General features: G+C 36.4%; 22 protein-coding genes. 18 read left to right on the forward strand and 4 right to left on the reverse strand.

The features are described 5' to 3' along the window. The first annotated feature begins 27 nt into the window (after window positions 1-27). From map to C1724_RS19720, 3 genes are all read left to right on the forward strand, one after another. Window positions 28-768, forward strand: coding sequence for a type I methionyl aminopeptidase (map, locus tag C1724_RS19710; protein ID WP_102348486.1), 741 nt, complete (start codon window positions 28-30; stop codon window positions 766-768). A gap of 229 nt (window positions 769-997) precedes the next feature. Then, entirely contained in the window at window positions 998-1783 is a 786-nt protein-coding gene (locus tag C1724_RS19715; RefSeq protein ID WP_102348487.1) for an SRPBCC domain-containing protein, read from the forward strand. A 59-nt stretch (window positions 1784-1842) separates the two neighbouring features. Then, the gene (locus C1724_RS19720) at window positions 1843-2277 is read left to right on the forward strand and encodes an SRPBCC family protein (protein WP_102348488.1); all 435 of its coding nucleotides are present in this window, start codon (window positions 1843-1845) and stop codon (window positions 2275-2277) included. 99 nt (window positions 2278-2376) lie between these two features. Here the strand turns inward: C1724_RS19720 and C1724_RS19725 are convergent, their stop codons facing one another. The 3 genes from C1724_RS19725 to C1724_RS19740 all read right to left on the reverse strand — a co-directional run bounded on the left by C1724_RS19725 (window position 2377) and on the right by C1724_RS19740 (window position 4307). After that, complete coding sequence (locus C1724_RS19725) at window positions 2377-2580, reverse strand: hypothetical protein (protein WP_102348489.1); 204 nt, start codon at window positions 2578-2580, stop codon at window positions 2377-2379. Between the two features lie 468 nt (window positions 2581-3048). Further along, a complete protein-coding gene (locus C1724_RS19735) occupies window positions 3049-3564 on the reverse strand; it encodes a CBO0543 family protein (protein WP_102348491.1) in 516 nt (171 codons plus the stop codon). A gap of 113 nt (window positions 3565-3677) precedes the next feature. Further along, on the reverse strand, window positions 3678-4307 hold the full coding sequence (locus tag C1724_RS19740; RefSeq protein WP_102348492.1) for a LysE family transporter: 630 nt from the start codon (window positions 4305-4307) through the stop codon (window positions 3678-3680). A gap of 214 nt (window positions 4308-4521) precedes the next feature. On the opposite strand from C1724_RS19740, the gene C1724_RS19745 reads away from it, so the two are divergent. The 14 genes from C1724_RS19745 to C1724_RS19810 all read left to right on the forward strand — a co-directional run bounded on the left by C1724_RS19745 (window position 4522) and on the right by C1724_RS19810 (window position 21360). Continuing rightward, window positions 4522-4944: a VOC family protein gene (locus C1724_RS19745; protein ID WP_102348493.1), complete on the forward strand. Its 423-nt coding sequence runs from the start codon at window positions 4522-4524 to the stop codon at window positions 4942-4944. A gap of 373 nt (window positions 4945-5317) precedes the next feature. Beyond that, on the forward strand, window positions 5318-6949 hold the full coding sequence (gene abc-f / locus C1724_RS19750; RefSeq protein ID WP_102348494.1) for a ribosomal protection-like ABC-F family protein: 1632 nt from the start codon (window positions 5318-5320) through the stop codon (window positions 6947-6949). 55 nt (window positions 6950-7004) lie between these two features. Beyond that, window positions 7005-7532: a DinB family protein gene (locus C1724_RS19755; protein WP_102348495.1), complete on the forward strand. Its 528-nt coding sequence runs from the start codon at window positions 7005-7007 to the stop codon at window positions 7530-7532. Window positions 7533-7828: 296 nt separating this feature from the next. Beyond that, window positions 7829-10576, forward strand: a complete 2748-nt coding sequence (locus C1724_RS19760; RefSeq protein ID WP_102348496.1) for a cyclic nucleotide-binding domain-containing protein — start codon at window positions 7829-7831, stop codon at window positions 10574-10576. Then, window positions 10569-11426 (forward strand): HlyD family efflux transporter periplasmic adaptor subunit, encoded by an 858-nt coding sequence (locus tag C1724_RS19765; protein WP_180994359.1) that lies wholly within the window; start codon window positions 10569-10571, stop codon window positions 11424-11426. Before C1724_RS19760 ends, C1724_RS19765 begins: the two co-directional genes overlap by 8 nt. Before the next feature lie 26 nt (window positions 11427-11452). Then, entirely contained in the window at window positions 11453-13663 is a 2211-nt protein-coding gene (locus C1724_RS19770; RefSeq protein ID WP_180994360.1) for an NHLP family bacteriocin export ABC transporter peptidase/permease/ATPase subunit, read from the forward strand. Further along, window positions 13660-16548, forward strand: coding sequence for an NHLP bacteriocin export ABC transporter permease/ATPase subunit (locus C1724_RS19775; RefSeq protein ID WP_102348498.1), 2889 nt, complete (start codon window positions 13660-13662; stop codon window positions 16546-16548). The genes C1724_RS19770 and C1724_RS19775 overlap by 4 nt, the downstream gene beginning before the upstream one ends. An 18-nt stretch (window positions 16549-16566) precedes the next feature. Beyond that, complete coding sequence (locus C1724_RS19780) at window positions 16567-17451, forward strand: GNAT family N-acetyltransferase (protein ID WP_102348499.1); 885 nt, start codon at window positions 16567-16569, stop codon at window positions 17449-17451. A 111-nt stretch (window positions 17452-17562) separates the two neighbouring features. After that, window positions 17563-17877, forward strand: coding sequence for an NHLP leader peptide family natural product precursor (locus C1724_RS19785; RefSeq protein WP_102348500.1), 315 nt, complete (start codon window positions 17563-17565; stop codon window positions 17875-17877). Between the two features lie 253 nt (window positions 17878-18130). Then, a complete protein-coding gene (locus C1724_RS19790; protein ID WP_102348501.1) occupies window positions 18131-18649 on the forward strand; it encodes a cytochrome C oxidase subunit II in 519 nt (172 codons plus the stop codon). Between the two features lie 25 nt (window positions 18650-18674). Next, window positions 18675-20180 (forward strand): cbb3-type cytochrome c oxidase subunit I, encoded by a 1506-nt coding sequence (locus C1724_RS19795; protein ID WP_258000470.1) that lies wholly within the window; start codon window positions 18675-18677, stop codon window positions 20178-20180. Further along, window positions 20173-20784 (forward strand): SCO family protein, encoded by a 612-nt coding sequence (locus C1724_RS19800; RefSeq protein WP_258000471.1) that lies wholly within the window; start codon window positions 20173-20175, stop codon window positions 20782-20784. Before C1724_RS19795 ends, C1724_RS19800 begins: the two co-directional genes overlap by 8 nt. A 13-nt stretch (window positions 20785-20797) precedes the next feature. Continuing rightward, window positions 20798-21064 carry a hypothetical protein gene (locus tag C1724_RS19805; protein WP_102348502.1) on the forward strand — a complete coding sequence of 89 codons (267 nt, stop codon included), beginning with the start codon at window positions 20798-20800 and terminating at the stop codon, window positions 21062-21064. Window positions 21065-21081: 17 nt separating this feature from the next. After that, complete coding sequence (locus C1724_RS19810) at window positions 21082-21360, forward strand: hypothetical protein (protein WP_102348503.1); 279 nt, start codon at window positions 21082-21084, stop codon at window positions 21358-21360. A 263-nt stretch (window positions 21361-21623) separates the two neighbouring features. Here C1724_RS19810 and C1724_RS19815 read toward each other — a convergent pair whose 3' ends face one another. Next, a complete protein-coding gene (locus C1724_RS19815; protein WP_102348504.1) occupies window positions 21624-22313 on the reverse strand; it encodes a hypothetical protein in 690 nt (229 codons plus the stop codon). 117 nt (window positions 22314-22430) lie between these two features. Between C1724_RS19815 and C1724_RS19820 the strand changes: the two genes are divergently transcribed. Next, entirely contained in the window at window positions 22431-23201 is a 771-nt protein-coding gene (locus C1724_RS19820; protein ID WP_102348505.1) for a gluconate 2-dehydrogenase subunit 3 family protein, read from the forward strand. The last annotated feature ends 52 nt before the right edge of the window (window positions 23202-23253 follow it).

The raw sequence follows: 23253 nt of genomic DNA on the forward strand, positions 1-23253 counted from the left end.
AAAAATTAACAGTAAGTAGGGGAAATTATGATAGCAAACACAGAAGAAGATATTATTGCTTTAAAAGAAATTGGGAAGATTTGTGCAGCAATCCGAGATGAATTAGTAAGTAAAACAATTCCAGGTATCACAACAAAAGATCTTGATAGCATAGCAGGAAAACTTTTTGAACAGGCTGGAGCCATTTCAGCTCCCAAAGGGGAATATGATTTTCCGGGTTTTACTTGTATAAGTGTAAATGATGAAGTGGCACATGGTATTCCTGGTGATCGAATCATTCAAGAAGGAGATCTAGTGAATATCGATGTCTCGGGCTCTAAGAATGGTTATTTCGCAGATACAGGAATTTCATTTGTTGTAGGTCAAGGCGATGATATCTTAGTCAAAATATGTGATGTTGCCAAGATAGCATTTGAAGAAGGGTTAAAGAAAATAAAACCAGGTTCAAAAATAAGCAGAATTGGAAAAGCTGTTCACCAAACAGCTCAAAAATATGGATTTACGGTGATTATGAATCTTACTGGACATGGGATAGGTCGTACAATCCACGAAGCACCTGATCATATTTGTAATTATTTTGAACCATGGAATGATGAATTACTTAAAGAAGGTATGGTAATCGCATTTGAACCATTTATTTCAACAGATGAAGAAGAAGTATTTCAAAAGGACGATGGCTGGACATTTGCTACAGAGAATAGCTATGTTGCTCAATATGAACATACGCTAATAGTAACTAAAGAGGGTCCTGTAATCATAACAAAGTAAGATAGGGAGGACTCTTGTAACTATTTGTTTTACTGTTTGGGCGTCTCTAATTTTAGTTTAGAAGAAAAATAATATAAAAAAGATAAAAAGCAGGAATTTAATCCTGCTTTTTTTGCACAAAAAATCTTGGAGGCACAGGGAGTTGTAAGAGTGAACTTGACCTTTCTAAGTTTAACATGTTACCATCAGGTCACATGTTAAACTTAGAACCACAAAAGGAGAGTGTTTGATGGAAGAAGAATTTTCCATTGTGTTTAAAGCATTGGGACACCCAATCAGAAGGCAAATTCTTGATATCCTTAAGCAATCACCTCGAACAACTGGTGAATTAAACGATTATTTTCCTGAAGTTACAAGGTATGCCATTATGAAACATCTTAAGATTTTAGAAGAAGGGAACTTAGTAGTAGTACGGCGTGAAGGAAAGTATAGATTAAATTTTCTTAATGCGGTACCACTGCAAGAAGTGCACAATCGTTGGGTAGGGAAATACATGGAATCAACTGCCAATTCGCTTCTTAACTTACGATCTGTAGTCAAACAAAAAGGAGGAAATAATAATATGGCAAATCAAAACAAGGTAAGAGATTTCCATATCGAGCAGGAGGTTTATATAGATGCAGCGCGTGATCAAGTATTTAAAGCTTTAACGGAAAACGTAGAGGAGTGGTGGGAATTTCGATTAGCACCTAAAGGTTTATCATCTAAATTCACCCTCGAACCAGTTCCGGGAGGACAATTTTTAGAAAAATGGGGCGAACAAGAAGGGGCGTTATGGGGGACTGTCTACTATGTAAACGCTCCTGAAGAAATTCGCCTATTTGGGCACCTCGGAATGCAAGGCGCAGTAAACAGTGCATATACTTACACCCTATTAGAAAAGAATGAAGGAACATTGCTGCAACTATCACATACTGCATCTGGTGTAATCCAAGAAAATTGGGAAGAAGACCATTCCAAAGGATGGGAATATCTTCTTGGAACATTGCTAAAGAAATATGTAGAAAATAAATAAATCCAATATACTAAATGGAATTTATAATATATATGATTTGTTGGTTGGAGGAATGTCGTATGGTAGACGTAATGACAGAAATAACGATTATGCGCCCTATTTCACAAGTATCAGAGTATGCTGCAAACCCTGATCATGCTCCTGAATGGTATGAAAATATTCAATCGGCCGAGTGGAAAACACCGAGACCATTAACAATTGGTTCGCAAGTTGCCTTTAAAGCAAGTTTTCTTGGTAGAGAACTCGCTTATGTTTACGAAATTGTTGAATATAATCCAGGAAAGAAATTAGTTATGAAAACGGCAACAGGACCTTTTCCGATGGAAACTATATATACTTGGCAAGAAATTGATGATAACCAAACTCGAATGACATTAAGAAACAAAGGCAACCCCACGGGTTTTTCAAAAATAGTTTCGCCTTTTATGGCAACTATGATGAAAAAAACAAACATGAAAGACTTAAAAAAAATTAAAGAAATTCTTGAGAGATAACTAGTGGAGTGGATGAACACTTAAGTAAAAACACGCTTACGAGCCAACAAACGAAACGCTTAGAACTTTCTAAGCGTTTGTTTTTTTTAAGTTAAATGCTTAATAAAGATTATTCTTTGACGTATGTTGTACCGGTGGTTTAAGTTCTCCATCGTCAAACTTATAATCTAAAAAGGTAAGTTTAATAATAAAGCTAGCGATCATCAATAGAATTAGAAAACCTATGACAATAGAAGTCCAGAATGCACTTTTGATTAGAACTCTAAAAGCTTTTGACTCAACTATAATATTTCCCCAATCCAAGATCATTCCTCCAATCTGCTTAGATAAATACTAGAGTACATATGTAAAAAAAGCGTATACTACTTTAAGCTCTTATATATAAAATAAATAACCTTGTACATTTTTGGAAATCTACAGAATTCAGTAGCGATGAAACTATTTTTTGCGGGAATCAATAGGTAGGACAAATGGTTATTTAATATTTGGAAGAAAAGAGGTTGTGTTTAGTCCAAAAGCTCAAATAGAATTCAACTTTATAGAAGTTGGTTCTGATGATTCAGTTAGATTTACTGATCGGGAAATTACGGAGTTTGATACTACTACTAATTTTATTAAAAAAATTTTCAAATAATATCATTGTTTAACGATTGTGAAAAAAGTAAAGCTAACCCTACCAATCCTACATCTCGTCAGTAGCTAAAATAAATATGAAATGGCAATAAATTGAAAGTAATAAAAGGCTTCAAACTCAATAACCCTTTTATTACTTTATTTTATTGGAACATTAAAATAAATAACAAAGAATAAAATAACCGGAATCGAGGTAACTAATGCAATTATTGGGTATTTATAATGAAGTCTTAACATAGGAAAGATTATCATATTGAATAATACTGACCATCCCATGCTCCACCCATTATGATGGGAAACTAAATCCAAATATCGTAAATTGATATATTCAATGACTGAATATAAGGTTATCCAGAATAGTACCCATAGTACCATTTTACTTGGTCCTTGTGGGAATTTTCCTAGGTAGATAAAAACGGTGGCTGGATAAGCAACAAACATAATTAATAAAGAAATGATTGTATGATTTGATAGGAGGGTTTCAGCAAAGATACTTTCCTTATATTCCCACATTATATAATCATGACAGAGGAAGTTATAAAGTAAATCACCAAACCAAAAGAACAATATTGTTGAATAATATTTCCGCCAATCTTGCCAGTTCCCCCATTTCAATGCAGCAATTAGAAATAGACCATTAAATAATAAATGCATGTCGTCAACTCCGTATTTTTCTATGGTATATTATTTCCATATATTATTGAAAATATTATTGGGGCGACTGCCGCGTAATTAAAACGGTTATACAGTTTTCATGTTGCTGATATTCAAAACAAAGTAATAATACCTTGATAACCGAAATATAACCCAAATCCAATTAAGGATATCCCAGATATAATCGAAATCAATCTAAGGCTAGCTATTGTTAGGAATCTTCGTAAACCGGTTGTTAACGCAGCAACTAAAATATCCCATAACGTTAAACCTAGGAAGATCATACTACTATAAATCAACAATGATCCGGTACCATTTACTTGAGCTGTTTTCGCTAAAACAGATCCATAAATACCTAACCAAAATAAAATCGATAAAGGGCTAGTAATTGACATTATAAATCCAGTAAGAAAACACTTAAATAATGAATCTTTTTCACGGCTATATGATAGAGAAATCGAATTTACACCTAAGATACTCTCAACGCCTGAATAGATTAGAATAAATCCGCCAAACAGCCATAGAAATATTTGAATCATTGGAACCTCTAGAAAATGTACCATACCTAAATAAACCATTAACATAAAGATTCCATCAGCAATCATGGAGCCGGCACCAACAATCCATGCATGCCAAAATCCATTCTTGATTCCTTTATCTAAACGAGCAGAATTTACAGGGCCAATGGGTGCTGCTAATGTAAAACCTAACAAAACATAACTTAAAAGTATACTAAGGCTCAAAATAACTCCTCCAGTCCGCACTAAATTGCAACTTGTACAATTTTATGTAAGGGCTTGGGCGTGTATGAGTCCTTGTCCGTAATTTCTTAGTTTACATTGGTTAATTTTCTAGGTAGTGAGAAAGCTTAAGGAAACTAAGTTTATTTTGGATGTATGATTCCTCTTAATGGTAAAATAGATAAAATAAAATGAAAGATAAGGAGGCTTTTCGTTGATGAAACCGAGGATAACGGTTCTTACAATAGGTGTAGATGATTTAGAACGTTCGTTGAAATTTTACCGAGATGGCTTAGGCTTTCCGACAGAAGGGATAGTAGGTCAGGAATTTGAGCATGGTGCAGTTGCTTTTTTCGAATTACAAGGAGGATTCAAGCTAGCAATTTGGAATCGAAAAGACATTGCTTATGAAGCGAAGGTTTCAGAGGGCACATCAAGTTCTACAGAATTTACAATCGGTCACAATGTAGGGAGTAAAGAAGAAGTTGATAACGTGATAGAACAAGCAAGAAAAGCTGGTGCTATAATAACTGATCCGCCACACGATACATTTTGGGGTGGGTATTCAGCACATTTTAAAGATCCTGATAATCATCTATGGGAGGTAGTGTGGAATCCACAATGGGAAATTAACGATTAGCCTTAAGACTTCTTTAATTGTTCCAATAATCCTTACCTGTTATTTTTTCTTAAGAAAAAGATTAGCTGCAGTACTTACAAAATTTATTAATTGAAGTCATTACCATTTATTGGGTACTTTGTGGTATAATAACTTTATTAGTGTAAAGAAGGGATGATGGGTGGACGATGATTAACTAATCTTATTTTCAAAGTTTGAAATTCAATATTTCAAAGCATTCAAAATAGGATTAGTCTGCCCATTTTTTATTAATTAACTGTAAAGCTATTTCATTTTATAGCTCAGTTTGTGTTAACTATAAATATGACTAATCCTTCCAAATTAAATTGGGAGGATTTTTTTAATTCTCCCTTAAACAAGTGAGGGATAACTTATGAAAGAATTAATAAAATTACAAAATATAAACTTTGAAATAATGGATCAAGTTGTTTTAGAACACGTAAATGTTAATGTTCAGCAAGGGGATATTATCGGTATTATTGGAAAAAATGGTGCCGGAAAAACAACACTACTACAATTAATTAATAATTATTTTCAACCGACAATAGGCCAAATTCTTTCGCTACAACCAAACTTAAAAATTACTTTAGTTGAACAAGAAGTTGAGTGCTATTCCTTTAAAGATATGACACATGTTAAGGAAGCTTTATTAAAGAAATGGTGTGTGCCAACCTCTAGCTTTTCACATCTGAGTGGGGGTGAAAAATTAAAAGCCAGACTTGCAGATGGTCTATGTAGGGGAGCTCACATTTTGCTTTTAGATGAACCTACTAATCACCTTGATGAGGAAAGTACGGAAATCCTCATTGAACAGGTTAAGAATTATCAAGGTACGATTATTTTAGTTTCACATGATCGTTATTTTTTAGATGCTATAGTAACGAAAATATGGTCGATTGAAAATAAAAAAATTATTGAGCATAAGGGCAATTATTCCAGTTATATGGAAGAACGTCAGCACAGAAAACTTACGCAGCAACGTGAATATGAAAAACAGCAAAAAATGATTAATACGGTGGAAATGCAAATAAAAGAGCTCACATCTTGGTCGCAAAAAGCTCATGCACAATCGACGAAAAAAGAAGGCTTTAAGGAATTCTATCGTGTGAAAGCAAAACGAACTGATTCCCAGATCAAATCGAAACAGAAACGGCTTGAAAAAGAGCTTGAGAAAACTAAAGTCGAACGTGTAGAGCCAGACTATGAAGTTAGTTTTTCAATTTCAACATCGAATAAGGTTGGAAAACGATTATTAGAAGTAAAGCATTTAACAAAATCTTTTGATGAACGAACACTTTTTAAAAATGTTAACTTTACGATTCAACACGGTGAGAAGGTTTCAATAACTGGTCCGAACGGCAGCGGGAAGACAACGCTTTTAAAGATCTTGTTTGGTCAGGACATTTCTGAAGGGGAAGTATGGGTTTCACCTACAGCTAAGATTGGCTATTTAACGCAGGAAGTATTTGATTTACCACTAGAACAAACACCTGAGCAGTTATTTTATCAAGAATCGTTTAAAGATAGAGGAAAAGTTCAAAATTTAATGAAACATTTAGGTTTTACAGCTGCACAATGGTCAGAACCAATTAAAAGTATGAGTATGGGTGAACGCGTGAAATGCAAGTTAATGGCATATATTTTAGAAGAAAAGGATGTGCTCGTTTTTGATGAGCCGACCAATCATCTTGATTTACCTTCACGCGAACAGCTTGAAAAAACGTTAGCTCAATATAATGGGACTTTGATTATCGTATCACATGATCGGTACTTTCTGGAGAAAACAACTACTAGTAAGCTTGTCATTGCAAATTCTACCATTCTAAAACAATTGGAGGTAAAGTCTGAATCAAAACAGTTTCGGGATGAATTACGTTTAAAGCTTGAAACAGAACGACAAGAGGTTTTAGGCAAACTTAGCTTTATGAGTTCAAAAGATAAAGAGTATGTAGAACTTGATTTGAGATTTAATGAACTTACGAAGCAAATAAACGTGCTTAAATAAAATCCTGTTAATATGGATATTTATTTATAGCTTATTATAGAGAGGAGCATAGAAAATGAATTTTGATATGAAAGAAGCAATCGAGGTTCTAGAACGTACACCACAAACACTGGAGTTCTTTTTATTAGGCTTATCTGATGGATGGTTGCAATGCAATGAAGGTGAGGGTACATGGAATGCTCATGAAGTAATCGACCATCTTATTGAAGGAGAAATTACTAATTGGATTCCAAGGATAGAATTTATTCTTGCGAATGCTGAAAGTAAAGTATTTCCTCCTTTTGATCGTTTTTCGCATCTAAAAGAAGGTTTTCGAAAACCTATAAATCAAAAGTTGCTTGAATTTAAAACAATCAGAACGCAAAATATTAGCAAGCTTAAATTGCTTGTTGATCCACAACAACATCTTGAATTGAAAGGATTGCATCCTGCTTTTGGTGAAGTGAAACTAAGTGAACTGATTTCAACATGGGTTGTACATGACTTAACACATATTGCTCAAATTGTGCGAGTAATGGCTACTAGATACAAAGTAGACGTTGGTCCTTGGGAAGAGTACTTAGGGATTCTAAAGAGAAGATAACAATTGTAAGAAGATCAAGTTCTTGGCTAGAGAATTTGATCTTTTTTTAGGCATTTATGTTTATTTCTATAGTGGTGACGTTTATCCTATTGTTCTATGTGATTTAAGTCCTTCATACTCTTTATGAAGAATATTTTTCTTGAGTTTAACAATAGTTATCTGCTCTTTTTAATTGATTAATAAAATAAAATATAAAGACTTTAGAACTACTCTTAAGAATAATATCGTATAATTAGAAAATATAAGGAAAAATACTCAAAAAATATGAATCTATTAAAGGGAGTTGAAAGCGAAGGGTGAGTAAAATTGAACTTCTAAATATTCCCCTGTTTGCAGAGTTAGATCGGGTGCATAAAGCTAAGCTACTCACACAGTTTACCCAACATAGTTTCCATAGTGGTGAAATGTTATTTGAAGAAGGTGAGTTTGGTGATTCCCTTTATATTATTGTCCAAGGGAGAATCCGCATTTTTCTTCAATCTGATCATGACCGAACACTTGCGGTATTGGGTGAAAGAGAATCTCTTGGAGAAATGTCGCTTTTAACAGGCGATCCCCGTTCAGCTGCTGCGTGTGCAGAAACAGATGCAATCGTCCTTCGCTTAGCGAAGGAGGAGTTTGATACCTTGCTCAGGGAACATAGCTCGTTGGCAGTACAATTTGCTGGGATTTTAGCAAGAAGGATTGCAGCGTTAAACAAAACCACTAGTCACGCATCAACAGTACTAGAACCCGAGCTACAATTTGAAAATAATAGTACATCCCCCTTATCTAAGCCTGGAATAATTCAACGAGACAAAAAAACAGATGTGACATCACTACCTAATTCAGCTAAGAAATTAGCAGAATATGCTAATAATACAACTCTTTGGAACAGACAAGTAATCTGGAGAAGTTTGTTTAGTATTTTTCTTGGAGCTATCATTTATTTGGTGTTATTTTATGCTACTGATCTCCCACAATTTATTAGACTATATTGTTTATTCATCGGCGCTGGAATAACAGGTGTGTTTATTAAAGCATGGACAAAATTTATAGCTGCGTCGTTCATATTTGTTGGAATATCAATAACTGAGCTAACTGATACTAAAGCGCTTTTATCAGGTTTCGCAAAGCCACATCTTTTCACAGGTATCGCATTTGCCCTCTGTGCCCAAATCATATTCCTGTCAGGTATGTTTCAGCGCCTAATATTAACTTTGATTATACGCTTTTCTATACATAAGGTCTGGCTTTACACGATCTTAACAGCTATAGGTGCACTTTCTCCTATACTATTACCATCGAGCAGGCATAGAAGGGATGTCTTACAAGTAGCGTTTCCAATCAAAAAGGCTGTCGAATATCTTATTCCTTCAGTTGTTTTATTTATTCAAGGCTCACTCATCGGCTGGTTTGTTCTTACTGTATTAGATGTACCTTTAACATCAAAGTTGTTTTCTGTTTGGCTAATGATTGCTTTTCCTTTATTTGCGGTGATTAGTATTTTTTTACTTATTAGCTATTTTATTAGCAGAAAAAATTCAACTGACAGTGTCATACATGAAAAGTCTGTTCTTGAGGATAATCTATTAATCTTTGGATCTTGGTCACGTAAAGATACGCTCTCCATGTTGATCATGATGCTGACCATTCCAACTATATTGATATCTTGGCCGGTAGAGGTTTCGTTTTTATGGGTTGGTGTAAGTGCATTTGCTTTTCTGTACTTAATCCATGGGAATAATCAAGCGTTATGGTCGGAAAAAGAGCTTTCAGAATGGGTTGTTTTCGGATTATTAGCAGGCTTGACACAACCGTTCCTAGAATGGAGTGTTTCGCCTGAAGGCAGTGCCTTTAGCCAACAATTTTGGGCTGGTAAATCTCCTTTAGTTCCATTGCTGCTGCTATTTATAATTGTTGCAAGTTTACGCAGAAAAGCTGGATCACTACTATCGTCGTGGATCGGTTTACTAGTTACGATTTCGGCATGGACCTACTATGAACTATCGCCTGTTCTACCTGCAATAGTCACCATGTTGGCGGTATATGTTGGGAATATTAAGGAAAATTCTATTTTGACAGCAATACGTCTATGGGCGCGCCGGGCGGCGCTTAGTTGTTTTTCTATTGTTATTGTTTTTCCTGTCTGGCAAAGTATGGATTTAGGTAACACTCCATCACAAGCAGCAGTTTCAGAGCAGAATAACTCTAAATTTATTTTAGATGTGATTCTACCTGAAAATGAAAACGAGGCATTATCAGTAAAAAGGGGAATTGATTTTGCTTTTAGTGAATTAAAGGATTCTTCAACAAAGTTCACGGAAATCGAGGTTCGATATATCCAAGAAGGCGCGTTAAAGGATAATCATAAACCTGCTACGCTAGGGATTGCAGTAACTCCATCTGAAATGATGAACCCTGAAATTCCATGGATCATATTACAACCAAATCAATTGCACCCCATCAAACTTATAACAAGTGGTAAGCAAATCTTTTATCTTTCACAATCACAACAGACTGACTTAGAGCACCAAGAACTTCTTCGGCAATTAGTGGAGCAAGGTATCGAGTCCATAGTCATTTACTATGATCAAACCTCAAGGGGAAGAGAACTAGCAAAGTTGTTAGAAAACGAGGCGAAACGTGTAGGTGTTACAACAATTGATCGAATTATGCTTGTAAAATCAGCAGAAATGAACCGTCAATTTTTGAACAAATGGAGTGCATTGGAAGCCAATGCGATCATTGTATATGATCCTTCACATGAAGTTAGTAGCATTTTACGAAATGAAATGATACCGGAGTATAATCCTTTAATAATAGAAATAGAAAGTCAGCAAACGGTAAATCCACAAATACAAGATTATAAAGATCGGTATGGAATACATCCTGACACCATAAGTGCGTCAGCGTACGATGCTTTCATGCTTTCAATCGAATCGGCACAAAATTCACATACTAAATCACCAAATTCAATGGTTGAAACACTAAGTCAAATTCGAGCTTGGAGTGGAATGATCTCCGAATATGAACTCAATTTTGAGGGGGATCACAATGAATAAACATGTTTTTAGAAAAGCATCATTAGAGCAATTGTCGACACCAGATAAACTTGATATGTTAATTACCATTACACGCCCCCCGCATTGGATTGCACTATTATCAATCTTTTTGCTGATAATTGCAACGCTAATATGGAGTATAACGGCGCAGCTCCAAATAAAGATATCAGGTGAGGGGGTGTTTACGACAAGTGGTGGCGTTGTCCAGGTAGTTACTACATTTGAAGGACAGCTGACGGACCTTTCAATTGAACCAGGAGACAAGGTTGAGCGCGGGGAAACGATTGCTAGAATCTACGATCCAACTTGGATTGAAAATGATTTACAAAGTTTGCCCATTTCAAGTCTGCTTGAACAAATGAAAGTTGTGAGTATGCAACGAGGTACCGTATTGGCGGTACATTATGAAGTTGGGGAGTGGCTAAAAAGTGGAGAAGCGGTTATTGATTTGCAAACTGGTGATCCACTAAAGGATTTAGAGATGGTGGTTTACATGCCGCTACAGAAAGCGCAATTGATTAAAAACGGGACATCGGTAAGAGTATATCCGAATGGTGATCGTTCAAGCGAAAACGGAGCTATACTAGGAACAGTATTACATGTTTCTTCAAATCCTGTTGATTCGGACCAAATGCTGCGAGTTACTAATAATATGAATGTAGTTGAAAGGTTTATTGCGCAGGGATCATTGGCAGAGATACGTATAGGCTTACAAACAGAACGCTCGCACTCTACTGGACTAAAATGGACAGCACCTAAAGCTGATTCAAATTTCGTCATTCAGCCAGGATCTCTTAGTACAGTTGACTTTTTAATTCAAAAAATAAAGCCAATAGAATGGTTGTTTTAAATGGGAAAGAAAGGAATAAAAATAAGATGAAACGAGGAGTAGGATTGTTTCGGAAAAGAATAAAAACACCGACGCTGCTCCAGATGGAGGCCATTGAATGTGGTGCCGTATCGCTAGGTATCATACTTTCCTATTACGGTCGGTTTGAACCATTGGAAACTCTCCGTGTAGCATGTGGTGTATCTCGAGACGGCAGCAAAGCAAGTAATATTTTAAAGGCGGCTCGAAACTATGGTTTGGAAGCGAAAGGATATAAAAAGGAAGTGGATAGTTTAAGGAAAGTAAAGCCGCCTTTTATTATCCATTGGAATTTCAACCACTTTCTTGTAGTCGAGCATTTCGGTAAAGGGAAAGTATACTTGAATGACCCCGCTACGGGACCAACTGTTGTAACAGAAGAGGAGTTTGATAGGTCCTTTACAGGTGTAGTTATTACAATGGAGCCAGGCGAACACTTCGAACGCGGCGGACAGCCTTTTTCCATATTTCGTGCTTTAAGGAAACGAATAGCGGGAAATGAATTAGAGTTTGTTTATTTACTACTAGCAGGTCTCGCCCTTGCACTTTTAGGTGTATTGGTACCAATTTTTTTGAAGATCTACATTGATCGGATGCTGCTAGCAGGACAGCTTGAATGGCTAACAGCAATGCTCATAGGGATGGCAGTTGTAATTGCACTTCGAATGACGCTAACCGGTTTACGAGAAAATGTCCTGCTTCGTTTAGAAACCAAACTATCTCTGTATATGTCGGGGACATTTATTTGGCATATTCTTCAGTTACCTATTCACTTTTTTGCTCATAGATTTTCTGGAGAGCTTGCTAGGCGAGTACAGCTGAATGACCGGGTTGCATCTTTCTTAACGAGCCGACTAGCGGGTACAATGATTGATTTGTTATTAGTTCTTTTCTACCTTGTGTTTATGTTTTCATATCATGTGCTATTAGCAAGCACAGTCATGTGCTTTGCTGCACTAAATATCGCCTATCTTTTATATGTATCTAGGAAACGATCGGATCAAAATCAGATACTACAGTCAGACAGTGGCAAATTTGCTGGTGTATCTGTAGCAGGTATGATGAATATGGAGACGTTAAAAGCAAATGGAAGAGAAGCAGATTTCTTTTCTAAATGGGCTGGTTATCAAGCAAATCTTGTAAACTCTGAGCAGCAAGCTCGACTTTCTGCCCAATATTTATCCGCAGTACCCATCTTACTTGAATTGCTTAATAAGACAATCCTTTTAGTTTTCGGGGGTTATTTAGTTTGGAATGGCTATTTCACTGTCGGAATGTTACTCGCGTTCATTGCTTTTGCAGAAGGCTTTTTGCAACCGATAAAAGAGCTTGTGTCGATGGGGAGTGAATTGCAAGAGATGAGAGGAGACTTGGTACGGTTAGATGATGTGCTTGTACACCCAACACACTCAAATGAGAATATTAAGGAAATACCTTTAAGGCTAAATCGCCTATCCCAATCATACTATCCTAAAAAATTAACTGGTAGACTTGAAGTAAAAGATGTTGTATTTGGCTATAGTCCCCTTGAACCCCCATTATTAAGTGGTTTATCTTTTCATCTAGAGCCCGGTAAGAGCATTGCAATCGTAGGTGGTTCGGGTAGTGGAAAGTCAACTGTGGCGAAGGTAGTTGCAGGTTTATGTAAACCGAAAACAGGAAAGGTATTATTTGATGGAAATGATCGTTCTTTGATACCAAGTTCAGTTCTAGCTCATTCCGTTGCACTAGTTGACCAAAACATTCGGCTATTTGAGGGCACAGTTTGGGATAATTTAAGCTTGTGGGATGCTACCATTCCGGAGGAAGTGCTTGTGAAGGCCGCAAAAGATAGCTGTATCCATGATACGATTACTGCCAAAATGAATGGTTACGATCATCATGTTGAGGAAGGTGGGCGCAATTTCAGTGGAGGTCAAGCGCAGCGCATTGAAATTGCAAGAGCATTGGCTCAGCAGCCGTCATTGTTAATACTTGATGAAGCAACGAGTGCGCTTGATCCCTTAGTAGAATCAGAGATTTATCATAATATCCGACGTCGCGGTTGTGCTTGTCTCATTATTGCACATCGCTTGAGTGCAATTCGAGATTGTGATCAGATAATCGTTTTGGAGCATGGGCATATTGTCCAACAAGGGACACATAGTGAGCTTTCAAGAGTCGAAGGACCATATAAGCGGCTATTTGATGCATCTTCGGAAAGGCAAGGTATTTTATGATCGAAAATGCATTAGCACAATTTGCGTCGGTTGAAGAATCTGATCAAGCATGGTTGTTAATAAATGAAACAAATTATTTTTATTATGTCGCTTCAGGAACAGTTGATCTATATACTGTACCCATTCAAGATAATGGAGCTATAGCTGGTGGGAGAAATTTTTTACTTTGTGTAGAAGAGAAGGGGTTGATCTTTTCCCTACCTTCTAAAAGCGGCGTTGCAATGCTTGCTGATATACCGTCCCATACAAGATTATGGCGGATACCTGTTCGTAAGGCATTGGAAGTACTCGCAACAAGTGCTGAGTACCACAAAGCATGGGGTGAAAAAATCGACGAATGGCTACTTTTACTTGGTGAAGTCATTGCACCCTCACCACCCCTACCTGGCTGTGAAACGATTAACGAATCAGGTGATACAGTTGTAATACAGAATACTTCATTTACACCTGAAAGTGGAGTACTTTGGATTGAGTCATTGAATAAGCCAATAATGCCATGGAATATGGGGAGCCTTCCAAGAGTTAATGCAGGAGCCAAAATCCCAATTTCTAGAGCTTCATGGATTGCTGCTGCTGCAGGAAGTGTTCTTAAAGCATATAAATCTGACAAATTGTTTATAACGGGAAATTGGCTGAAGGACTTGATGGACTATCATTATCTAGTTGCAACCGTATTATTACAAAGAGCAAAAAATAATGAGTTTGAAGAGAAAGCTGCTTTACAAGCCCGGATACAGCAAAATCGTAATCTGATGGAGCAAGCCGTATCTAGCTTAAAACAAGTTACAGAAATGAATAGATTTGGGGAAAAGGACTATTACGATAATGTTGATCCTCTTATAGCTTGTATTAGACGAGTAGGGAATTGCATTGGCATCAATATTCGTCAACCTAAATCCTTGTCAGATGGTAAGCGGTTAACCCCTGAACAAATATTCCAGGAGTCTGGAGTTGCCTTTCGTCGAGTTGCACTTCGTGGCGATTGGTACCGGCAGGATCACGGGCCACTTCTCGGTTTTCTAGTGGATGGGACACCGATTTCTCTTATTCCAAAAATGGTCGGTGGCTACGAAGTGTGGGTTGAAGCAGAAACTGAGGATCCAATAATGGTTAATAAGGAAATTGCCGAACTTTTTCAACCATTTGCATATGAATTATATCGTCCATTACCGAATCGAACATTAAAATTACGTGATTTAGCAAATTTAGCCTTATCGAAAAGACTAAAAAAAGATTTAACCTTGGGGATTGGAATAGGTTTTATAGTTGGGCTATTAGGTCTCAGTTTCCCAGCAGCAACAGGTATTTTAATAGATACTTTACTTACTGATTTAGATAATCAACAATTTGTACAGATGTTTATTATGCTAACCGCTATCGCTTTTGCTGTATTTGGATTTACAATTACACAATCATGTATGTGGTTACGAATTTTTACTACTTGGGACGCTTCTCTTCAAAGTGCAGTCTGGCACCGATTATTGCAAATGCCATTGACCTTTTTTCGAGAATTTTCAGCAGGTGACCTAGCTGTCCGAGTTAGTGGTGTAAATACATTTTTTAGAGTTTTGTCTAATTGGGTTATATCCGGGATGGCTAGTACGCTGTTTGCAATATTACAGACGGGACTACTATTTTTATATATTCCTAAATTAGCTTGGCTAGCAATAGGGCTCGTTTGTATATACGTATTTGCTTTTATCGGTATTTCATTTCCTCTGATTAGACTAACTGAGAAAAAAACGGAACTTGAAGGAAGTGTAAATGGCTTATTAGTCCAGTTATTTGGAGGTATCGCCAAATTTAGGGTAGCAGATGCGGAATCAAGAGCTTTCCATCAATGGAGCAGACGATTTGGTTTACAGCGCGCATATGCGTTCAAATTAAGATCCGTACAAAACATTTTGCTGATTATAAATAGTGGCTATTTGGTAACTGCAAGTCTTCTTTTGTTTTGGTTAGCGGGGGGAAGCAACAGCGGAATGACATCAGGTACATTTGCTGCCTTCTATGCAGCCTTCGGAACATTGATTGGCTCCGTTATCGGACTTTGTTCATCTACCATTTCGTTATTTGAGTTAATTCCTTTATACAAGCGAATTAAACCATTACTACTTACACAGCCCGAGACAAGTGATAGTAATGGTGATCCTGGTTTATTGTTAGGGAGCATCGAACTAAATCATGTTTCGTTTCGTTATGACCCGGATGGACCTTTAGTATTGAATGATATTTCGTTGCATATTCAAGCAGGTGAATATGTTGCGATAGTTGGTTCTTCAGGCAGTGGCAAGTCTACCTTGCTACGCTTGTTAATTGGGTTTGACATTCCTCAATCAGGCTCAATCTATTTTGATGGAAAAGATCTAAATGGCTTACAATTAAGTGCAGTCCGTAAACAGTGTGGGGTTGTACTACAAAACGGCACGCTTTGGGCTGGTGATATAGCAGATAATATAATTGGTCAAAACGGTGGTTTATCGCTTGAAGATGCATGGGATGCAGCACAACTTGTAGGTTTAGATGAAGATATTTCTAAGTTACCAATGGGCATGCACACAGTATTATCCGATGGTTCAGGATTTCTATCTGGGGGACAGGTACAGCGAATTTTAATCGCTCGAGCCATTGTTCATAATCCACGAATTTTATTTTTAGATGAAGCAACAAGTGCCCTCGATCAAATTACCCAAGAAAAAATCACTACAACACTTGATCGAATGAATGTTACACGTATTGTTATTGCACATCGTTTGAGTACAATCCGTCACGCTGATCGAATTATCGTATTGGAAAGTGGTCGGATTGTTGAAGAAGGCAGCTACGATGAGTTAATACACCTTGGAGGTCATTTTTCTAAAATGGCCGCTCGCCAAGTCATGTGAAAAGGGGGTATCCAATAGTTGGAGACCATTCAAATTGAAAAAGTTACACCACAAAATGCTGAGCCATTTATTGGGTACACATATAAGTCTTATCGACCTCTGTTTCAAGATATATATGAATTTACAAAATCAAGTTTCATAGCTTATGGTGCTCGAAGTAAAGGGAATCCAGTTGGTATGGTTGTTGGCGTAATAGATCAAGAAAACAACAAGGGCTCATTAGTTTCAATATTTGTTGAAGGTAGTGCTAGAAAACAAGGAATTGGGAAGAGGCTGCTTGAAGAGTTAATGAATTATTTCCTTCACAAAGAAATTAAAGTAATCACTGTTGAGTATTTTGCACTTCCCAGCATTGTTCCGTTCGAAATATTGCTTAAACAATGTGGTTGGAATACACCGACCTTACATAGCAGCTATTATCGATTCAATATGGAACATCTAAAACAAGCTAAGTGGTTACAAAAGGATCACCTACCAGCTAGATATAGGCTCGTTCCATGGTCACTTGATTTAGCTGAACGCATTTCTGCCCTGCCTTTAAAAGAGGAAACTGGCTTTGTAAATTATTTTATGCCAAATTGGAAACTCGATTCCATAAATCAACATTGCAGCTTTGTTCTCATGGATGCGGATGAACCGGTGGGATGGTCTATCATTGATCATGAGGTTTCAGACACTTTATTATACCGTACCCTTTATTTACGGGAAAAATATCGGAAATCGTGGTTAGGAATTACATTAGCCGTTCATTCATCAAGGGCTGGTTTGAATACCGGGATTCCTTTTTGTGTAATTCAAATAAGAGATAATAATCAACAAATGCAAAGAATTATTAATCAATTAGTAATGCCGATGGAACCCAAAATTACTGAATACAGAAAAAACTTTATTATTCTTAGCTAAAAATTTTGAATAGATTTACAATTTTATATGTTAAACATAGTGAAATTGGCATATAATGAGTTTGCAAGTATGGGAAAAAATAGCTAGTAAACTAGCGCTTGGAGGGAAAAGATGACTTGGACAGTAGAAAAAGCAAATTTAGTTTTTGCTGATTTAAAGGAACGCGCGTCAAAAGATGAAACATTTCGTAAGCTTGCATTACAAGATCCAGCTGCAGCTGTGAAGGAATTAACTGGATTAGATTTACCTGAAGGGATAGAAGTAGAGCTTGGTGTAGATGAAAATGGAATCATTAAACAGGCTCAGGTAAATATGTCTGATACAGGAGAGCGCGAGTTAGATGAAACAGAGCTTGATGCAGTCTCAGGTGGAACCTCATTTAGTGCTTTTATATTATATGGACCAGAATATCGTACTCCAAAGTAAATAAATTCATTAAATTAAAGTTCCCTATGTATGGGGAGCTTTTTTTATTTTATGTTACTATATTTTAATCTTTTACTTAAACATTTTAGTAAAAATAAAAACTAGTGAAAAGGCATCCGTCAAGATTACTTTTTGGAAAAAATGTGAACTCCGTGATGTATTTCATGGAAAATTCATTAATTCAGGCTTATTTTAGATATTGGGGGCAAAAAAACTGTATCTTAGTAAAATGATTAAAAAAGGGGGAATAAAAATGTACCAACAGGCAGCATGGGTGATTACATTATTATTAAGTGGATTTATTATCTTTATCTTTTTATTCGTATTAACAAGGTCTAGTTATCGTGTGGAATACAGTGGAATCCAGAAAAAATGGTATTTTATTCGAAATATTTGGTTTTTTCTTTTATTCAGCATTGTCATAATTGTCAGCTATTTTACGCTTCAAGATCTACCTTTTGAGAGGGTAGAAGCGAAAGGCACTCCAATCGATGTAAATATAACAGCCCTTCAGTTTGGTTTCGATACATCTGAGGATACCTTTAAAGTTGGGGATTACGTAGCTTTTCATGTTACGAGTATGGATGTAAATCATGGTTTCGGTTTATATGATGAAAATATGAATATAGTTGCCCAAACACAGGCAATGCCAGAATACATAAATACTGTTTATTATGAATTTTCAATACCCGGTACCTACACCATTCTTTGTATGGAATATTGCGGTATTGCACATCATGCAATGACACGTGAGATTACAGTCATAGAGTAGCGATATTTTAAGGGGGGGAAATATAGTGGAAAACAATACACTTAAGGTTAGTATAGATTCAAAGACAAAGAAATCAGTTGTATTTCCGATTGTTATCAGTGGTTCCATTATTCTATTGATGATGGTATTTGGCGTTTTAATGCTTTTAGGACAAGGGAATTTACTCGAAATTAATCCAGGGATGTTTTATAAAATTATGACAATCCATGGTACTGGTATGGTTGGGGCTGGTGCCCTTGCTGGCTCAGCGATTATGTGGTATTTCCTAATGCAGTACGTTCCATTAAAACAAGTAGCATTTACCACTAATTTTGTATTTTTTCTAATTGGCGTTTCAATGGTTTTAGTTGGTATTTTTGCCTTTGACTTTGCAGGCGGATGGACATTTTTATATCCACTGCCAGCGATATCCGGGGGGATGTGGGGAAAAACGGCTGCTACGCTTTATCTAAGTGGTATGTTAGTTATCGGAACAGGTTTCCTAATTTTATTTTTGGAGGTTTCACGTGCCATTATGAAAGAATATGGCAGCTTCTCAAATGCGTTGGGTTGGCCATATATCCTTGGGAAAAAGACAGGCTATGGCCCACCGGCAGCGGTTGTTGCTAGTACTATGGTTTGCATAGTAGATATCACTGCACTTATTGCAGGTGCATCGATCCTAATAATGAGCATCATTAATATTTTTATATCAAGTTTCACAATTGATCCGTTACTAGCGAAAAACTTAATTTATGCATTTGGTCACATTTTTGCAAATTCAATTATCTATATGGGTGTAATTGCAGTATATGAATTACTTTCACGTTATACAAATCGGCCTTGGAAATCTAACAAGATTTTTTTGATCGCTTGGAATATGTCAACGCTGTTTACAATCATAATATACCCTCATCACCTTCTAATGGATACTGTTATGCCAAAATGGATGTTAATCATAGGACAAGTCCTTTCATATATGAATGGAATGCCGGTATTAGTTGTAACAGCATATGGAGCGCTAATGATTATTTACTACTCTGGCATTAAATGGGATGTTGCATCTAGTTTTTTATTCCTATCTATGTTTGGTTGGGTGATCGGGGTTGTGCCTGCGATAGTTGACGCAACAATTGTTATAAACCATGTAATGCATAATACTAAATGGGTACCTGGTCATTTCCATATGTATATGGGAATTGGTGCATGTGCTATGATAATTGGATTTATGTATTATCTTACAAAAGTGGAAGGTGGAAGAACAGATCGTGGTGTAGATCGTATAGCACTATGGTTTTACTTATTGTTTTTCCTAGGGGTAACAGGCTCATTTCTGTTTTCTGGTAAAGTAAGTGCGCCTAGAAGATGGGCTGAGCATTATCCTGAGTGGATAGCAGCAGATGTAGCTGGCGCTATCTTCGGGATGGTTGTCACATTCTGTTTCCTTTTATTTATGGTTCGCTATATTCATTATGCTAGTAAGATTGGTAAATTAGTTTCACTAAATGATGAATATAGTAGCGAACAGATAAGGTTAAAGAAACATGCCTAAGATCAGCTTATTACTGAATATGTGTATTACCGTTATTGGAACGGCCTTATTGTTTTTTGGAACGAACCACTTTCAAGCATTTACAGCCGAACAAGCACGAAGAATAGACATATTAAATCACACTCCACAATTGGAGAATGTTACATTTGAAGATAGCAAGGGAGTGTTTACAACACTTGGAGATTATAAGGGCAAATACATAATTGCAACCTTTGTTTACACAAGTTGTGGTGATATATGCCCTATAGTTGAATCGAATTTACAAGAAATATATCTAAGTCTTCCCGAACATATCCTTGGGGAAATTATTCAGATATTAAGTATTAGTTTTGATCCGGATCGCGATACGCCACATCATCTTGAACATTATCGACAATTATTTAAAGCGGATGGACAATCATGGAAAATGGTTCGAATCCCAGACCGACAAGAACTAAGGGTTCTGTTAGAGCAAACAGGGGTTGTCGTTATACCAACAGAAACAGGGTATGAGCATAATGCAGCCTTTTATTTAATTAATCCAGAGGGACAATTGATCCGAATTTTTAATTATGATGCTCCTGAAAAAATAACTAAAGAAGTTAAACAAATGCTATCGATTTAAAGGGGAACATATAATGAAACTAAAATTTTCGCTCGGACTTGGATTAATTTTACTTTTAAGTATACCATTGATTAGAAATGCACTAGTTAGTACGATGGTAGGACATATGATTGTCCAAATTCCTTTATTAGCAGTTGGAGGGTATTTAATAGGGATAAGCATTAGAGACCGAATTGGTGGGCTAATAAAATCGTATAATTCCCATGGTTTGGTAGGTTTGTTAATTGCATTATTTACTGCTTTATATTGGCTCTACCACGATCAATTGATGCAGCGCTAAACAGTGCATTGTATGAAATGTTAAAAGTAGTAATGATAGCTTTTCTAATTGGTCTGCCGCTTGCACTGAGTTGGAAAAGTCTAAATATAACAGTCAAAGGGTTTATTTGGTCAAATGTCATTTCGATGACTTTTGTTATGGGGTGGTTATATGCAAATGCCCCTACTCGTTTATGTAATAATTATTTAAATGATCAGCAAATTCTATTAGGAAATACTTTAATGTCGATTTCATTAATCCTACTACTTGTCTTGTTTTTTAAAGTTTTTTTTGTTGGATTCAAAACAACTATTTAAATAAAAGAGACCAAAATGATATCAACTAAAAAATCTCTACGGGATTATCCGTAGAGATTTTTTTAATTGTTCATTGACTAGTATTTGTTGCTGTTACTGTAAACCTACTTGATATCAATTTTAATACCAAATATTTTGTTCCAAACCAATTGGTAAAATATCATTATGAGTATTAAAAAAACCTGATCCCATTATAGTGAGAACAGGTAGTTTAAAGTCATTTGTAGGCAAAACAATAAGCTCAATCTGCTAAGCATTTCTTACTATTTTTCCTTCGTCATCTTTATTAGAGTCGATATATCCTCAGCTAGTTCATTATATTGGACAGATGAAGAAAATAAATTTGCTTTAATTTTATCGATTAAATCGTCTGCCTCTGGATTGGTAATAGTTAAGATCTGGACATTTCCGTTAAACACGTTATTCATATAATTTTTGGCTTTTTCTAGGTTATCATCAGTAAATTCTGCGTCTGTTGTACCCTCAGGTTCACCTTTGCCAGACAAACCATCTTCGCCAGATAACACGTGGTTTTGGAGAGGGTCATACTGGTTTGAGGTGGAATCAGCCTTGTCTCTTGCAAGAATTACAGTATCATCAAGTACAAATACTTTTAAACCATTGATACCTTCTCCACTTAGTCTTGATTCAAGATGTGATGAAATCCCCCCATCATGTAAACCTGAACTACCGATGAGACTATAAACATTTGACCCCATTCCATGGGTAGTACCTCCGTGTTCATCTGTAGTCTGCTTTTTCTCGCTGTCTATGCTAGGAATGATTCCAGCATCATTTATATTCTGTGTTGATACATTGGTTGGATCAGCAGAAGGTTCATGGAGATTATCCCCTTGATTATTATCACCGGCACCTTGTTGACCCGCACAGCCATAAAGTATAAAGAGGGAACTTATTACAGGAATGAACAATTTTCGCCAAGATGTTTTCATAATTTACCACCTCTAAATATTTTTTTTCAATCTTATTATTACCCGTTTTATTTTTGGTATGAATGGAAAATCTTTGGGGTAAGATACCATTATTGACGAAAGTTGGGAGGTGCTTTTATGGCAGATGATACAAAAGAACAACAGGAAAAAGGAACCCCTGAGTCAACATCACGAAGAAATTTCATTAAAAATTCTGGTTTTGTTTTGGGTGGTTTAGCTGTAGGGGGGATTCTAGGTAGTTTCTTACCCACAAAAGATAAAACAAATGACGGTGCTCCACCACCGCAACAGGCACACGAAGGTACAGAAAATTTAACATTAGCTCTAATGTATTTTACACCTGAACAATTTAAAATCGTTGAAGCAGCAACAGAACGAATTTTTCCTGCTGATGATATTGGGCCAGGGGCAAAAGAGTTGGGTGTGGCATTTTTTATCGACCATCAATTAAGCAGTGATTGGGGATTTAATGCCAGAGAGTATATGCAAGCACCGTTTTATAAAGGTGAACAGGTTCAAGGATATCAAGGACGATTAAAGCGACGTGAAATTTTCGATATAGGGTTACGCGAAATACAAAACTATAGCATGACAAAATATAATAAAGGTTTTGTTGAATTAACTGAAGATGAACAGGATGCAGTTTTAAAAGATTTTGAAGATGATAAGGTAAAGCTGACAACTATTTCAGCGAGCGGTTTCTTTAAAATGCTTCGTGGCAGCACATTAGAAGGGGCTTATAGCGATCCTTTATATAGTGGAAATAGAAATATGGATGGTTGGAGAATGAGAAGCTATCCAGGTAGTCAAATGGCATATACGGAAATAATTGAAAAAGGGTTTACCGAAATAGAACCGCAAAGTTTGCGAAGTCATCTAGGTCATTAGTAGTAAGCTAGTTATTTTATTATCTATATAAGTAATGCATAAAATAGAGGTG

The sequence above is a fragment of the Bacillus sp. Marseille-P3661 genome (genome assembly GCF_900240995.1).
Taxonomy (GTDB): Bacteria; Bacillota; Bacilli; order Bacillales; family Bacillaceae_J; genus OESV01.

What these genes read in the sequence shown, in the direction of transcription:
- map (WP_102348486.1), top strand. Translation starts at nt 28, where the DNA reads ATGATAGCAAACACAGAAGAAGATATTATTGCTTTAAAAGAAATTGGG.
- C1724_RS19715 (WP_102348487.1), top strand. Translation starts at nt 998, where the DNA reads ATGGAAGAAGAATTTTCCATTGTGTTTAAAGCATTGGGACACCCAATC.
- C1724_RS19720 (WP_102348488.1), top strand. Translation starts at nt 1,843, where the DNA reads ATGGTAGACGTAATGACAGAAATAACGATTATGCGCCCTATTTCACAA.
- C1724_RS19735 (WP_102348491.1), bottom strand. Translation starts at nt 3,564, where the DNA reads ATGCATTTATTATTTAATGGTCTATTTCTAATTGCTGCATTGAAATGG.
- C1724_RS19745 (WP_102348493.1), top strand. Translation starts at nt 4,522, where the DNA reads ATGAAACCGAGGATAACGGTTCTTACAATAGGTGTAGATGATTTAGAA.
- abc-f (WP_102348494.1), top strand. Translation starts at nt 5,318, where the DNA reads ATGAAAGAATTAATAAAATTACAAAATATAAACTTTGAAATAATGGAT.
- C1724_RS19755 (WP_102348495.1), top strand. Translation starts at nt 7,005, where the DNA reads ATGAATTTTGATATGAAAGAAGCAATCGAGGTTCTAGAACGTACACCA.
- C1724_RS19765 (WP_180994359.1), top strand. Translation starts at nt 10,569, where the DNA reads ATGAATAAACATGTTTTTAGAAAAGCATCATTAGAGCAATTGTCGACA.
- C1724_RS19770 (WP_180994360.1), top strand. Translation starts at nt 11,453, where the DNA reads ATGAAACGAGGAGTAGGATTGTTTCGGAAAAGAATAAAAACACCGACG.
- C1724_RS19775 (WP_102348498.1), top strand. Translation starts at nt 13,660, where the DNA reads ATGATCGAAAATGCATTAGCACAATTTGCGTCGGTTGAAGAATCTGAT.
- C1724_RS19785 (WP_102348500.1), top strand. Translation starts at nt 17,563, where the DNA reads ATGACTTGGACAGTAGAAAAAGCAAATTTAGTTTTTGCTGATTTAAAG.
- C1724_RS19790 (WP_102348501.1), top strand. Translation starts at nt 18,131, where the DNA reads ATGTACCAACAGGCAGCATGGGTGATTACATTATTATTAAGTGGATTT.
- C1724_RS19800 (WP_258000471.1), top strand. Translation starts at nt 20,173, where the DNA reads ATGCCTAAGATCAGCTTATTACTGAATATGTGTATTACCGTTATTGGA.
- C1724_RS19805 (WP_102348502.1), top strand. Translation starts at nt 20,798, where the DNA reads ATGAAACTAAAATTTTCGCTCGGACTTGGATTAATTTTACTTTTAAGT.
- C1724_RS19810 (WP_102348503.1), top strand. Translation starts at nt 21,082, where the DNA reads ATGTTAAAAGTAGTAATGATAGCTTTTCTAATTGGTCTGCCGCTTGCA.
- C1724_RS19815 (WP_102348504.1), bottom strand. Translation starts at nt 22,313, where the DNA reads ATGAAAACATCTTGGCGAAAATTGTTCATTCCTGTAATAAGTTCCCTC.
- C1724_RS19820 (WP_102348505.1), top strand. Translation starts at nt 22,431, where the DNA reads ATGGCAGATGATACAAAAGAACAACAGGAAAAAGGAACCCCTGAGTCA.